Genomic DNA, 13,811 nt, shown 5'->3' on the forward strand with positions numbered 1-13,811 from the left:
GTTTCCTCACAAATTCTATAGTTTAGATGCAGCCATTTTGGTCTCACGCGCGAACGGTGTTGGAAGGCTTTCCAACTTACCTGTCAGTGCTTCTTCGACCAGGAACTGTTGTTCAGCAACGTGGACTTTGTTCAGACCTGTTGCAGGTGATGCAGATGCGCGACGACCGGAGAAACCCGGGAAGCCACCCTTGATGCCCAACTCTTGGCAGATGTAGAGCAGGCGCGGGAAGACGAAGGACCAGTAGCCCATGTTCGCAGGTTCTTCCTGACACCAGACAAGCTCGGCATTTGGATATTCAGCCAGCTTCTCTTTGATTGTCTCTTTCGGCCAAGGATAGAGTTGTTCAACACGGATGATGGCAACATCATCGATGTTCTTGTCGCGGCGTTGTTGCAGCAGGTCATAGTAAACTTTACCTGTACACAGAACGACACGCTTAACCTTCTTCTTGTCAGTCAGCTGATCGATTTCACCGATCACACGCTTAAAGCCGGAACCGGTTGTGAAATCAGCCAGCGTGCTTTGACACAGTTTGTGACGCAGCAGGGACTTCGGCGTGAAGATCACCAGTGGTTTACGGAAATTACGACATTGCTGACGGCGCAGTGCGTGGAAATAGTTCGCAGGTGTTGTCAGGTTACAAACCTGCATGTTGTCTTCCGCACAAAGCTGCAGGTAACGTTCCGGACGGGCTGAAGAGTGCTCAGGACCCTGACCTTCATAACCGTGTGGCAGCAGCATGGTTACACCAGAAAGACGCAGCCATTTTGATTCGCCAGAAGAAATGAACTGGTCAATCATCATCTGCGCACCGTTGGCGAAGTCACCAAACTGTGCTTCCCACATCACCAGTGCATTTGGTTCTGCAAGAGAATACCCATATTCAAAACCAAGAACAGACAGTTCGATCAGCGGGCTGTCGATAACTTCGTAGTCACCCTGACCTTCACGAATGTTGTTCAGCGGACGATAACGTTCTTCGCTTTCCTGATCCACGATCACGGAGTGACGCTGGGAGAATGTCCCGCGACCGCAATCCTGGCCGCTTAGTCGAACCTTATGGCCTTCCAGCAAAAGAGAACCAAACGCAAGCGCTTCACCCGTTGCCCAATCGATCCCTTCACCGGTCTCGATCATTTTGGACTTGGCTTTCAGCTGACGCAGAACCTTTTTGTTAACCGAGAAGTTTTCCGGCGCTGTTGAAATGGCTTTACCCACTTCGCGCAGGATATCTTCGGAAACAGAGGTATCTTCGTTGCGATGTTCTTCTTCACCGCGGGCATTTGCCATGCCTTCCCACTTGCCTTCAAACCAGTCGGCTTTGTTTGGCTTGTAGGAATTACCAGCTTCGAATTCTTCTTCCATGCGTGCACGGAAAGTATCATAGATGTCCTGAACCTGTTGTTCCGTCAGAACTTTCTCAGCCACCAGGCGCTGTGCGTAAAGCTCGCAAGTCGTTGTCTGGTTTTTGATGGTCTTATACATGTGCGGGTTGGTGAACATCGGCTCGTCAGATTCGTTATGGCCGTGACGGCGATAACAGAACATGTCGATAACAACGTCCTTACCAAATTCCTGACGGTATTCGGTTGCGATACGTGCAACGTGAACCACAGCTTCCGGATCATCCCCGTTTACGTGGAAGATCGGGGCCTGAACCATTTTCGCAACATCAGAAGGATACTGGCTGGAACGAGAATAGTGCGGCGCTGTTGTGAAACCAATCTGGTTGTTCACGATGATGTGCATGGTACCGCCGACATTATAGCCGCGCAGTTCAGACATGGCGTGACCTTCAGGGACAATACCCTGACCGGAATAAGCCGCATCCCCGTGCAACAACAGTGGCATAACCTGTGAACGTGGACCGCCCAGCTGTTCCTGTTTCGCACGAACCTTACCATGAACAACCGGGTTAACCAGCTCCAGGTGAGACGGGTTCGCTGTCAGTGACAGGTGAACAGTGTTGCCATCGAATTCACGGTCAGCACTTGTACCGAGGTGATATTTAACGTCGCCGGAACCTTCAACGTCATCCGGGTTGGATGAATTGCCCTGGAATTCAGAGAACAAAGCGCGGAAAGGTTTGTGCATGACGTTGGTCAGAACGTTCAGTCGGCCACGGTGTGGCATACCCAGAACAACCTCTTTCAGGCCCAGCTGTGCGCCGCGCTTGAGGATTTGTTCCATGGCCGGGATGAGAGACTCACCACCTTCAAGACCAAAACGTTTTGTACCCGTATATTTCTTGTCGAGGAACTGTTCGAAACCTTCAGCTTCGGTCAAACGTTCCAGAATGGCCGTCTTCCCCTTAACCGTGAAGTCCGACTGGTTTTCCGACGATTCAATGCGACGCTGGATCCAGGATTTCTCTTCCGGTTCCTGAATGTGCATGAATTCCACACCGATGTGACGGCAGTATGTGGATTGAATCTTTTCAACGATTTCACGCAGCGTGGCTGTTTCCAGCCCCAGAACGAAATCGATAAAGATCGGACGATCCATATCGGCGTCTGTGAAACCGTATGATTTCGGATCAAGCTCAGGGTGGTAATCGTTCCCTTCGATCCCCAACGGATCGAAGCGGGCGATCAGGTGACCGCGAACACGATAAGAACGGATCAACATCAGTGCGCGGATACTATCCAGTGTCGCAGCACGGATGGCATCATCGTCAGCTTGTGCATAAACAGCACCCGCTTGTGGCTGTGCATTCGCAACCGGAGCGGTTACGGCACTGACGCCTGTGTTGACTACACCATGACTTGGTTTATTCCAACTTGGACCGGAGAGGTTCTGAAGTGCTTCCAGACCTTCTTCACGTAATCCTGAGAAAAAAGCAACCCAGCTCTGATCTACAGAGGAGGGGTCTTTCATATAACGGGCATACAATTCTGCGAGATACACAGTGTTGTTGCCATTTAGGACTGATTCAGGGGTATCGACCATATTTTATTTTCCCTAGAGGAGTGCGGCTTGTCCCATAACCCAACAAACCGCACTCTTTCTGCCATAACTAGGCTGGATGATTACTCATCCATTAATGATTAGCCGTTCAACAGCTTAACCATTGTGCTACCGATAGAAGCAGGAGAGTCTGCAACAGCAAAGCCAGCAGATTTCATTGCGTCCATTTTCGCATCAGCAGTACCTTGACCACCGGAAATGATGGCACCAGCGTGGCCCATACGTTTTCCAGGAGGCGCAGTAACACCAGCGATAAAGCCAACGATAGGCTTCTTCACTTTAGACTGTTTGAGGAATTCACAAGCTTCTTCCTCTGCAGTACCACCGATTTCACCGATCATTACGATGGATTCAGTTTCATCATCAGCCAGGAACATTTCCAGGCAATCGATGAAGTTTGTGCCGTTTACAGGGTCACCACCGATACCGATACAAGTTGTTTGGCCCAGACCAGCAGCTGTTGTTTGGTGAACAGCTTCGTAAGTCAGCGTACCAGAACGAGAAACGATACCAACAGAACCACGCTGGTGAATGTGACCAGGCATGATACCGATCTTACATTCGCCCGGTGTGATCACACCTGGGCAGTTTGGACCAACAAGGCGCGTGTTGGAGTTCGCCAAAGCGCGTTTCACTTTAACCATGTCCATCACAGGAATACCTTCTGTGATACAAACAGCCAGTTCGATCTCAGCATCAATTGCTTCCAGGATCGCATCAGCTGCGAAGGGTGGTGGAACGTAGATTACAGAAGCGTTTGCGCCTGTACGTTCTTTAGCGTCCGCAACAGTGTCAAAAACAGGGAGGTCAAGGTGCTTGGTGCCACCTTTGCCTGGTGTTACACCACCAACCATTTGTGTACCGTAAGCAATCGCTTGCTCAGAGTGGAATGTACCTTGTGCGCCAGTGAAACCCTGACAGATGACTTTTGTGTCTTTATTGATAAGGCAAGACATGTTACGCGGCCTCCTTCACGGCTTTCACGACTTTCTCAGCCGCGTCAGCGAGGTTATCAGCAGTGATGATCGGCAAACCAGATTCAGACAGAATCTTTTTGCCTTGCTCTACGTTTGTACCTTCAAGACGTACAACGAGTGGAACGTTCAGGGAAACTTCGCGGGCCGCAGCCACAACGCCGTCTGCAATCACGTCACAACGCATGATACCACCGAAGATGTTAACCAGGATGCCTTCAACGTTTGGATCAGAAAGGATCAGTTTGAACGCTTCAGTTACGCGCTCTTTCGTCGCCCCGCCACCAACGTCGAGGAAGTTAGCTGGCTCACCACCGTACAGTTTGATGATGTCCATTGTACCCATCGCAAGACCGGCACCGTTCACCATACAGCCAATTGTACCATCAAGTTTGATGTAGTTGAGGTCGTGCTTGGAAGCTTCCAGTTCCATTGCATCTTCTTCGTCTTCGTCGCGCATTTCTTCGACTTCTTTTTGACGATAAAGTGCGTTTGAATCGAAGTTCATTTTCGCATCAAGTGCAACCAGCTCATCATCACCAGTTACAACCAGTGGGTTGATTTCCAGCATGGAAGCGTCTGTGTCGCAGAATGCTTTGTAAAGTGCAGCCAGGATCTTGGAGCAAGACTTGACTTGCGCGCCTTTAAGACCCAGACCAAAAGCAACCTGACGTGTGTGGAAAGGCATGATGCCTGTTGCTGGATCGATAGAAACAGTCAGGATCTTTTCCGGAGTTTCTTCCGCAACAGTTTCAATGTCCATACCGCCTTCTGTGGAAGCCATGATGGTTACGCTGTCAGTTGCACGGTCGATCAACAGAGCCAGGTACAGTTCAGAGCGGATGTCACAACCATCTTCGATGTAAACACGCTTAACTTCTTTACCTTCTGGACCAGACTGGTGCGTTACCAGAGTAGCGCCGAGCATTTGCCCTGCGTTTTCTGCAACTTCATCAACTGATTTTACAACGCGCACGCCGCCGGCTTCGCCAGCTGATGCTTCTTTAAATTTACCCTTACCACGGCCACCGGCGTGGATTTGGGATTTAACAACAAAAACTGGTCCACCCAGTTTTTGTGCTTCTGAGCGAGCTTCTTCAGCAGTGTAAGCAACACCACCGTTGAGTACGTTTACACCGTACTTCTTTAGAACCTGCTTAGCTTGATACTCATGAATGTTCATCTTTGCTTTGCCTCAAAGTGTGAAAAAGGAATACCCATTTTCAGGATGATTAGTTTTGAACGTTCCCTAAATAAAGAAGCGGGGCAACTTGCCATCACCCCGCAGACTTCATTATTTAGCCATTTGTTCTTTAGTTGCTGCAATCAGGCCTTGAACGGCGTTGACTGAGTTGTCGAACATAGCTTTTTCTTCGTCGTTCAGGTCAATCTCAACAACTTTCTCGATACCGTTGGCACCGATGATTGTTGGAACACCAACATAAACGCCGTCCAGACCGTATTGGCCGTCAACCCAAGCTGCACAAGGCAGCAGGCGACGCTGGTCTTTCAGGTAAGATTCAGCCATCTGAATTGCAGAAGCTGCTGGTGCGTAGAACGCAGAACCAGTTTTCAGCAGACCAACGATTTCGGCACCGCCGTCACGTGTACGTTGAACGATTTCGTCCATTTTTTCACGTGTGGTCCAACCCATTTCGATCAGGTCAGGAACCGGAATACCGGCAACTGCAGAGTAACGCTCCAGCGGTACCATTGTATCGCCGTGGCCACCCAGTACGAAGGCTGTTACGTCTTCAACAGATACGTCGAATTCTTCAGCCAGGAAGTAACGGAAGCGTGCTGAATCCAGAACGCCAGCCATACCAACAACTTTGTTGTGTGGCAGACCAGAAACTTCGCGCAGTGCCCAAACCATCGCGTCCAGCGGGTTTGTGATACAAATTACAAATGCGTCTGGCGCATATTGCTTGATGCCTTCACCAACAGACTTCATGACTGAAGCGTTGATGCCGATCAGGTCATCACGGCTCATGCCAGGCTTACGAGGTACGCCAGCAGTTACGATAACAACGTCTGCACCTTCGATGTCTTTGTAGTCGGTAGTCCCTGAGAATGAAGCGTTGAAGCAATCAACTGGAGAGCTTTCCGCGATGTCCAGACCCTTACCCTGTGGAATGCCGTCTGCAATGTCAAAAAGGACAACGTCGCCCAATTCTTTCAGACCTGCCAGGTGAGCCAGTGTGCCGCCGATGTTACCAGCGCCGATTAACGCAATCTTGTTCCGTGCCATGGAGAATCTTCCCTCGATGCGGTTAAATAAATAAAGCTGGACCCCGTCATATAGAGACATACGACAAAAGTCCAAAAACCCGTCCGAGGTTAGTAGCGTGATTCTTGACGTAGAGCAAGTCTTGTTTCCAAAAACTTACCTGCTTAACCCCGCAGAAACCCTAGCCTTTAGACCAGAGTGGTCTTACCAAGCTGCGTAAAACTGGGTATCACCCGCTCTGAAATTTTCGAAAAGCGAGAGAACCCCTAGGGTTTAATAATATTTCAACGTAAAATGCTGTGGTGCAGCATAGCCACGGTGTGGTGATACCATGCATTACACGCATGCACTGACCCATAATTGTGCATGCGCGAATCTATAAAAAGGATCAATTTCAACCCTGCGTCATGAAAACCGATTCCATGGTTGAAAATCAGGTCAAATGCTCGGCACCCAGGTAGTCTTCCGACTGCATTTCCATCAGGCGGGAGACTGTTCTCTGGAATTCAAAAGCACCGTCACCTTCTGGATAAAGTGTTTCAGGACGCGCGGCAGCTGAGCAGATGAGCTTCACTTTATGTTCGTACAGCGCATCAATCAGATGGACAAACCGTTCTGCTTCGTTGCGGTTTTTGGGCGACAATTGCGGGATGGCTTCGATGAAGATCACGTCGAACAGAGTTGCCAGTTCCAGGTATACATTCGCCCCATAAGGTTTGACGCAAAGATCGGCGAAGGTGAAATAGGCGATGCGCTCATAGGCTTTGGGCAGTTCGATCTCGCGTGATTTGATGATGACGTAGTCAGGCTTGGCTTGGCCCTTGGTCATTTCTTCAAACTGTTCATGCAAGCAGTCACGCGCTTCCATATCTAGCGGATAGAAATAGGTTTGCTCCCCGCCTTCACGGCCCAGGCGATAATCGGTCGGACTGGCAAGCTGCATCACGTCCAGTTTCTGATTGATCATATCGATGGAAGGCAAAAAGCGTTCACGTTGAAGACCGTTTTTGTAGAGGTCTTCCGGCACCCGGTTTGATGTCGCCACAATCACCACACCGCGTTCAAACAGATTTTCAAACAGACGCCCAAGGATCATGGCATCCGCAATGTTCGTCACCTGAAATTCATCAAAACACAAAAGCCAGGCTTCCTCAGTCAGTTGCTTGGCAAGAACGACAATGGCATCGTCTTTTTTATCCAGTTTTTTTTCGCGGATGTCTTTTAAACGTTCATGAACTTCGCGCATAAATTCATGGAAATGCACCCGGCGCTTGGCCGCTACTGGGGCACCATCAAAGAACAGGTCCGTCAGCATGGATTTACCACGGCCCACATCACCGTACATGTAAATACCTTGCGGCGGGGTTGGGGTTTCCTTGCGTTTGGCCAGACCAAAACGTGCGCGCCATCCAGTTTCCCCGGTGGCGGGTTCATATGATTTCAGTGCATGATGGAGAAGCTGCAATTTCTCGACCGCCAGTTCCTGTGCCACATCCGGGCGAATGTCCCCTTTTTGCAGCAGCGCGCGGTAATTATGCATAGGACCCTGAACCATATGCGAAAATCCCTGTTCTTGTTGATTTTCTCTATTCTTAGGCAAAAAAGAACCCCGCATCAAGTGCAGGGTTCTTTATAACAGCTATAAAATGTCAGAGCTTGTAACCGGAACGCATGCCGCCCCAGTGACGTCCGCGCACATTAATCGGTGCGGAAACATCTTTCATCATCACAAAATTCCCCCCGCCCATATCACGACGGTAGGCCTGCACAAGGAAAGTCTTTTCATTCTGACCCGCAGCCAGTCCCACACGGTCATTAAAGACCATACGGTTGCGGCAATTAGCTGTGTTCCATTCAATCTCACCCGGCTTCTGCTTCTGAGAGAAAGACAGGTTGTGAACGGGCAGATAGCCATTGGTATCTACACAAGCTGCAAAAACAATCTTTTCATTAGAGGCCTGGATCGGTTCCTGAATTTCCGGAAGATGCTTATCCAGAAAGGCCAAAGCTTTCGTGCGATACTGTGTCGGATTGGTGCCTTCGATTGGCACATATTCCTGATCAAACAGATCATTCATCGAAATCTCGCCACTTTCCACACCGCGCTCAAACAAAGCCTGAACCTTATTCGCTCCGGTCACAATCTGATTGATGAAAAAGCTGTCAACCGTTTCCACACCCAACTGGTTGGTCAACTGGATCAGATCCGCACCGAAGTCACGCAGTTTGGCAACCCGTTCGTTGCAACCACCAAGGTCCACCCGGTTTTCTTCCGCACGGGCACTCATTTCTTCAAGCTGGGTGACCACGCCATCCACATGACCGTCGATGGAAGAGGTGGCCTGATTGATATTGACCAGCTCCCCATCCACTTTGGCAATGGCTTCCCCAACCAAATTGATGGCATCGCCAATATCCTTGGTGCCTTCCTGGGCAGCCGCAGCATTTTGCACACCGCGCACACTTTCGCCCATCAGCATTTCCACCTGGGACCCCAATTCTTCCAGCGTATGGTCAATCTGTTCGGTCGCCTTTGCTGTTTGTCCGGCCAAGTTCTTCACCTCGCCTGCCACAACGGCAAAGCCTTTACCCGCATCGCCTGCACGCGCAGCCTCAATGGTCGCGTTCAGCGCCAGAAGGTTGGTTTGCGAGGCAATTTTCTGAATGGCACCGGATACGCCGCGCACTTCTTCCAAAGCACCGTTCAATCCAGTCAGACGTTCTTCGATGTTGCGCACAAAATCCACGAGTGTCTGGATATTGCTTAAGGATACTTCCACCTTTTCGCGCGACTGAGTGACATCTGTGTTGGCTTGCTCGGCCACAGCCAATGATGTCTGCGCAGCACCGGCAATTTCATCCTTGGCCTGCGCCATAGCCGCAGCGGCTTCACGCACCAAATTGAAACTGTCTGTCTGCTTGTTAATCCGTGCGGTCACATCTTCGATGTTTCCCGCAACATCGGCGATCTCGATCACAATATCGCCGGCATCTACCGCAATTTTCTGAATGACCTCAGCGACCTTGCCGTCCAGTGAGCTGTCATTCCCTGCTTCAAGCGGACCGTTGGAAACGGTATCGTCTTTCACGTTATTTCTCCCTAGATAAGACGTACCCATTTTTTGGGTTACTGTCTGTCTGCGTTCAACGATGCTCTTATTTATAGATTTTTTCAAGCACGCAAAAAGTCGAACACGGTATTCTTTTACCGATTAATGCCGCAGAATTCCAGCCTTTTCTTATCGTTTCAGGTAATACCAATCCATCCTAAAGTGGTTCTAAATTTGTTTTGCCTTATAACCACAACGCAACGCGCCCCACTTTTTCCCGTTCACATAGATCGGAGCAGAGACATCTTTCATCATTTCAAACTGACGATTTCCCAATTCACGCCGATAAGCCTGCAACAGAAAAACATCCTCGCTGGCAACTGCCGCTTTCCCGACCGAATGATCCCAGATCATTTCCTGACGGCTGTGAAGCGCGTTCCAGTCCGGGTCATCGGGGCGTGGATCGGCATTACATTCTTTATTATGGACCGGCAGATAGCATCCCATATCCACCGCACAACACATGGTGAAATCCGGATTTTCTGTCCGGATCCGGTTTTGAATGTTCGGTAAAATCTTTTTATAGAAATCCAGCCCCTTGACCGTAAATTTAACGGGATTGGTCCCAATCACTTTGTGATAGTTGCGATCAAACAATTCAGCCTCGCTGACCTGACCGCCTGCCAATGCAGCTTCAAACGCCTGACCGATTTCTTTGGCACCTTCTACCGCTGCATTGATGGAATAGGTATCAACAGTTTCCACCCCCAATTGGTTGGAGGCCTGGATCATGTCTTCACCATATTGACGCAGGCTGGACAAACGGTCGTTACAGGCCTGTAGATCATCGCGGTTCTTCGCGCTGCCTTGACTGGTGGATTCAATCTGACTGACAACACTATCCACATGGGTGTCAATGCCGGCGGTAGTCTTGCTGATGTTTGTCAATTGATCATTTACTTTGGCAATAGCTTCCCCCACCAGGTTGATGGCATCACCAATATCCTTGGTGCCTTCCTGGGCGATGGCCGCGCTTCTGACCCCGACCTTGCTTTCATCCAGCAACAGGACAACCTGTTCATTCAGCAAATTCAGGGTGCCATCAATTTGTTCGGTCGCTTTTGCGGTCTGTCCCGCCAGGTTCTTTACCTCACCTGCCACAACGGCAAAGCCTTTACCCGCATCGCCTGCGCGTGCTGCTTCAATGGTTGCATTCAATGCCAGAAGATTGGTTTGTGAAGCAATGGTCTGAATGACTTCCGAAACGCCGTGCACTTCATCCAGGGCGGAATTCAATTTCTCCAGCCGTTCTTCCATCTCATGAACAAAGCCCACCAGTGAATCGATGGTATCCAAGGACAACAGCACTTTTTGATTGGATTGTTCCACATCATCGGTTGCCTGTTCACCCACACGCAGGGAACTTTGTGCTGCTTCTGAAATTTCTGTTTTAACGCTTGCCAGGGCATCGGCCGCTTCACCGACGATTTCAAAGCTTCTGGCCTGTAATTTGGCCCGCGCGGCCACATGGTCAATATTGCCTGCGACATCTGCGATTTCCACCACAATGTCGCCCGCACCATCGGCGATTTGCTGTATCACCTGATCGACCCGTTGCGATAAACCGTTCTCCTTCACGATCATAGCCTCCCTGATTTGAGCACCTGTTCTACCCATTTCTTATATTATTAGTTGAAGTTTGCATGGGTTTACTAAATTAAGCAACACGACTTTGTAACAAAATTTACATATAAGAGCCTACGCAGACAGTTGCGCTTTTCTCAGACTCCCTATATGTTCGCGCGCTATTTAACTTTTATTTTTGAGCGGACGACCTCCATGACTGACCTGTCCCATATCCGGAACTTTTCCATCATTGCCCATATCGACCACGGGAAATCCACATTGGCCGATCGCCTGATCCATCTGTGTGGCGGCCTGACGGATCGCGAAATGCAGGAACAAGTCCTGGATAATATGGACATTGAACGTGAACGCGGCATCACGATCAAATCCCAGACCGTGCGTCTGAAATATACCGCTAAAGATGGGCAAGTTTACCAACTGAACCTAATGGATACACCAGGTCATGTTGACTTTGCTTATGAAGTATCACGCTCCCTCGCGGCTTGCGAAGGCTCCCTTCTTGTGGTCGATTCGACACAAGGGGTCGAAGCCCAGACACTGGCAAACGTCTATCAGGCGATTGAAAACGATCACGAGATCATCACCGTCTTGAACAAAGCCGACCTGCCTGCCAGTGAGCCAGAGCGCATTCAGCAACAGATCGAAGATGTGATCGGCATTGATACGACAAACGCGGTTCTGGTTTCTGCCAAGACGGGTCTGAACTGTGAAGACGTCCTGGAAAGCATCTGCAGCGAACTGCCAGCACCAACGGGTGATGCAGATGCACCGCTGAAAGCGCTGATCGTCGATTCCTGGTATGATCCGTACCTGGGTGTCATGACACTGGTGCGTATTAAGGATGGTCAGCTCAAGCGTGGCATGAAGGTCACCTTCATGAACACCGAAGCAGAATATCAGATCGATCAGGTCGGTTGCTTCTCCCCTAAAATGGAAAAACTGGATGCCCTGAACCCAGGCGAAGTTGGCTATTTCACAGCCGCTATCAAATCTGTGGCTGACGCAGCCGTCGGTGACACCATCACCGAAACCAAACGCCCGGCAGATAAAGCCCTATCCGGCTTTAAACCATCAACACCAGTGGTCTGGTGTGGTCTCTTCCCGGTGGATGCAGCTGATTTTGAAGATTTGCGCGATGCCCTTGGCAAGCTGCATCTGAACGATGCCTCTTTCCATTTTGAACCGGAAAGCTCGGCTGCCCTTGGTTTTGGTTTCCGTTGTGGCTTCTTGGGGTTATTGCACCTGGAAATTATTCAGGAACGTCTGGAACGTGAATATGATCTGGACCTGATCACAACATCCCCATCGGTTGTCTATCACATGTATATGAACGACGGGGAAATGACCTCGCTTCATAACCCGGCTGATATGCCGGATGTGACCAAGATCGACAAGATCGAAGAACCTTGGATCAAAGCCACTATCATGGTGCCGGATGAATATCTCGGTCCCGTTCTGCAGCTGTGTACAGATCGTCGCGGTGAACAGATGGAACTGACCTATGTGGGTTCGCGCGCTATGGCTGTTTATCGCCTGCCGCTGAACGAGATTGTCTTTGATTTCTATGACCGTCTGAAGTCTTGTTCGCGTGGATATGCAAGTTTCGACTATGAAGTGGACGAATACCGCGAAGGCGACTTGGTGCGTATCCAGATTCTGGTGAATGCCGAACCTGTGGATGCGCTCGCCTTTATGGCGCACCGTTCGCAATCAGAAGGGCGTGGCCGCCAGGTTTGTTCGCGCCTGAAAGACCTGATCCCGCGCCAGCTGTTTAAAATTCCAATCCAGGCCGCCATCGGCGGCAAGGTCATCGCACGTGAAACCATCTCTGCCATGCGTAAAGACGTGACCGCTAAATGTTATGGTGGTGATATTACCCGTAAGAAAAAGCTTCTGGAAAAACAGAAGAAGGGTAAGAAGAAAATGCGTCAGTTTGGTAAAGTGGAAATTCCACAAACCGCCTTCATTGCCGCCCTCAAGATGGGTGACGATTAACAAAGAAAGACTATGGTTCGTTTTCTGGCTCTCTCATTTTGTGTCCTCAGCCTCACAGCTTTTACTGCAAAAGCTGATTACAAGTGCCCGGAAACGATTGCTGTGGTCCAGAACAACGATATCAGTGCACGCACGCTGTTTGTGGTGCAGGGGATTTATCATGACTTGGGGTGCGAGACCATCTTTGTGCAGATGCCGTCCAAACGCGGCATTCTGGACTTTAACAAACAGCGTAGCGACGGTGAATTGATGCGCCAACCCGGTGTTGAAAGCCTATATACCACCAGCTTCATCAAAAGCGCCAAGCCCATGTTTGTCCTGCAAAAAGGCATCTGGGGCCATCCAGACGCCAAAATCCGCAACAGCCATCCCACCGCTTATATGTTTGGCATTGTCTGGCAGGATCAATATATGACCAGCCGCAAAGGTATCCCTTTCAAAGGGGAAGAAAAAATCGCCGATGCCTATAACCGGAAAATCATTGGGCGCTTTTTAACCAACAATGTGACCATGGCGGCAACAGATATTCTGGCCAACTACACCCCGCAGCCCATCAAGCTTGAGACCGTGGGGAAAGTAGACGTGCATCACTATCTCCATGAAGATTACCGTGACTTCATGGATGCGTTTGATCGCTATATCGCAAGCTTCGACCCCTTCAGAAGCTTTGCTGCGCCTTAGGATTTGCCAACGGCACTTTTCTAGGCTGTGGTGGTAAAGCTGCGCAAGGATGAATGCCCTTGCTTTCGCGTTCCTGCAGGCCTTCCACAACCTTGATCACATCATGCCAGAAATGATCCTGCGGATTTTCTGAAGCTTCGGCTGAAGCCCGGATCAGACCGTCTTCATAACCATATTTCGCAAAGAAATGTGCGCCCACCACGCGGGGTGATCTTGAATGATACGCCATTGCCTGTCTCCCTATTCCTGACAATCTGTTTTCTT

At 49.9% G+C, this 13,811-nt stretch carries 10 protein-coding genes; 2 read left to right on the forward strand and 8 right to left on the reverse strand.

Annotation, left to right across the window (positions count from 1 at the left end):
• Window positions 1–15: 15 nt before the first annotated feature.
• The 7 genes from RYZ26_RS00635 to RYZ26_RS00665 all read right to left on the reverse strand — a co-directional run bounded on the left by RYZ26_RS00635 (window position 16) and on the right by RYZ26_RS00665 (window position 10,862).
• Entirely contained in the window at window positions 16–2,952 is a 2,937-nt protein-coding gene (locus RYZ26_RS00635; protein ID WP_317681144.1) for a 2-oxoglutarate dehydrogenase E1 component, read from the reverse strand.
• Between the two features lie 98 nt (window positions 2,953–3,050).
• Window positions 3,051–3,926 carry a succinate--CoA ligase subunit alpha gene (gene sucD / locus RYZ26_RS00640; protein ID WP_317681145.1) on the reverse strand — a complete coding sequence of 292 codons (876 nt, stop codon included), beginning with the start codon at window positions 3,924–3,926 and terminating at the stop codon, window positions 3,051–3,053.
• 1 nt (window position 3,927) lies between these two features.
• Window positions 3,928–5,127 carry an ADP-forming succinate--CoA ligase subunit beta gene (sucC, locus tag RYZ26_RS00645; RefSeq protein ID WP_317681146.1) on the reverse strand — a complete coding sequence of 400 codons (1,200 nt, stop codon included), beginning with the start codon at window positions 5,125–5,127 and terminating at the stop codon, window positions 3,928–3,930.
• Window positions 5,128–5,238: 111 nt separating this feature from the next.
• Window positions 5,239–6,195, reverse strand: coding sequence for a malate dehydrogenase (gene mdh / locus RYZ26_RS00650; RefSeq protein ID WP_317681147.1), 957 nt, complete (start codon window positions 6,193–6,195; stop codon window positions 5,239–5,241).
• Window positions 6,196–6,607: 412 nt separating this feature from the next.
• Window positions 6,608–7,729, reverse strand: a complete 1,122-nt coding sequence (gene zapE, locus RYZ26_RS00655) for a cell division protein ZapE (protein WP_317681149.1) — start codon at window positions 7,727–7,729, stop codon at window positions 6,608–6,610.
• A 94-nt stretch (window positions 7,730–7,823) separates the two neighbouring features.
• Window positions 7,824–9,263 carry a methyl-accepting chemotaxis protein gene (locus tag RYZ26_RS00660; RefSeq protein ID WP_317681151.1) on the reverse strand — a complete coding sequence of 480 codons (1,440 nt, stop codon included), beginning with the start codon at window positions 9,261–9,263 and terminating at the stop codon, window positions 7,824–7,826.
• Window positions 9,264–9,452: 189 nt separating this feature from the next.
• Entirely contained in the window at window positions 9,453–10,862 is a 1,410-nt protein-coding gene (locus tag RYZ26_RS00665; protein ID WP_317681152.1) for a methyl-accepting chemotaxis protein, read from the reverse strand.
• A 201-nt stretch (window positions 10,863–11,063) separates the two neighbouring features.
• Between RYZ26_RS00665 and lepA the strand changes: the two genes are divergently transcribed.
• Window positions 11,064–12,866: a translation elongation factor 4 gene (gene lepA, locus RYZ26_RS00670; protein WP_317681153.1), complete on the forward strand. Its 1,803-nt coding sequence runs from the start codon at window positions 11,064–11,066 to the stop codon at window positions 12,864–12,866.
• Between the two features lie 12 nt (window positions 12,867–12,878).
• A complete protein-coding gene (locus tag RYZ26_RS00675) occupies window positions 12,879–13,547 on the forward strand; it encodes a hypothetical protein (RefSeq protein WP_317681154.1) in 669 nt (222 codons plus the stop codon).
• Here RYZ26_RS00675 and RYZ26_RS00680 read toward each other — a convergent pair.
• Entirely contained in the window at window positions 13,525–13,776 is a 252-nt protein-coding gene (locus tag RYZ26_RS00680) for a hypothetical protein (protein WP_317681155.1), read from the reverse strand. The two genes, RYZ26_RS00675 and RYZ26_RS00680, sit on opposite strands and share 23 nt — an antisense overlap.
• Between the last annotated feature and the right edge of the window lie 35 nt (window positions 13,777–13,811).

Origin of the sequence: Terasakiella sediminum (assembly GCF_033100395.1) — a bacterium.
In the GTDB taxonomy this organism is placed as follows: domain Bacteria; phylum Pseudomonadota; class Alphaproteobacteria; order Rhodospirillales; family Terasakiellaceae; genus Terasakiella.

Excerpts from the sequence above, each read along its gene's own strand:
- RYZ26_RS00680 (WP_317681155.1), bottom strand. The coding sequence starts at position 13,776 with ATGGCGTATCATTCAAGATCACCCCGCGTGGTGGGCGCACATTTCTTT.
- RYZ26_RS00635 (WP_317681144.1), bottom strand. The coding sequence starts at position 2,952 with ATGGTCGATACCCCTGAATCAGTCCTAAATGGCAACAACACTGTGTAT.
- mdh (WP_317681147.1), bottom strand. The coding sequence starts at position 6,195 with ATGGCACGGAACAAGATTGCGTTAATCGGCGCTGGTAACATCGGCGGC.
- lepA (WP_317681153.1), top strand. The coding sequence starts at position 11,064 with ATGACTGACCTGTCCCATATCCGGAACTTTTCCATCATTGCCCATATC.
- sucC (WP_317681146.1), bottom strand. The coding sequence starts at position 5,127 with ATGAACATTCATGAGTATCAAGCTAAGCAGGTTCTAAAGAAGTACGGT.
- RYZ26_RS00675 (WP_317681154.1), top strand. The coding sequence starts at position 12,879 with ATGGTTCGTTTTCTGGCTCTCTCATTTTGTGTCCTCAGCCTCACAGCT.
- zapE (WP_317681149.1), bottom strand. The coding sequence starts at position 7,729 with ATGGTTCAGGGTCCTATGCATAATTACCGCGCGCTGCTGCAAAAAGGG.
- sucD (WP_317681145.1), bottom strand. The coding sequence starts at position 3,926 with ATGTCTTGCCTTATCAATAAAGACACAAAAGTCATCTGTCAGGGTTTC.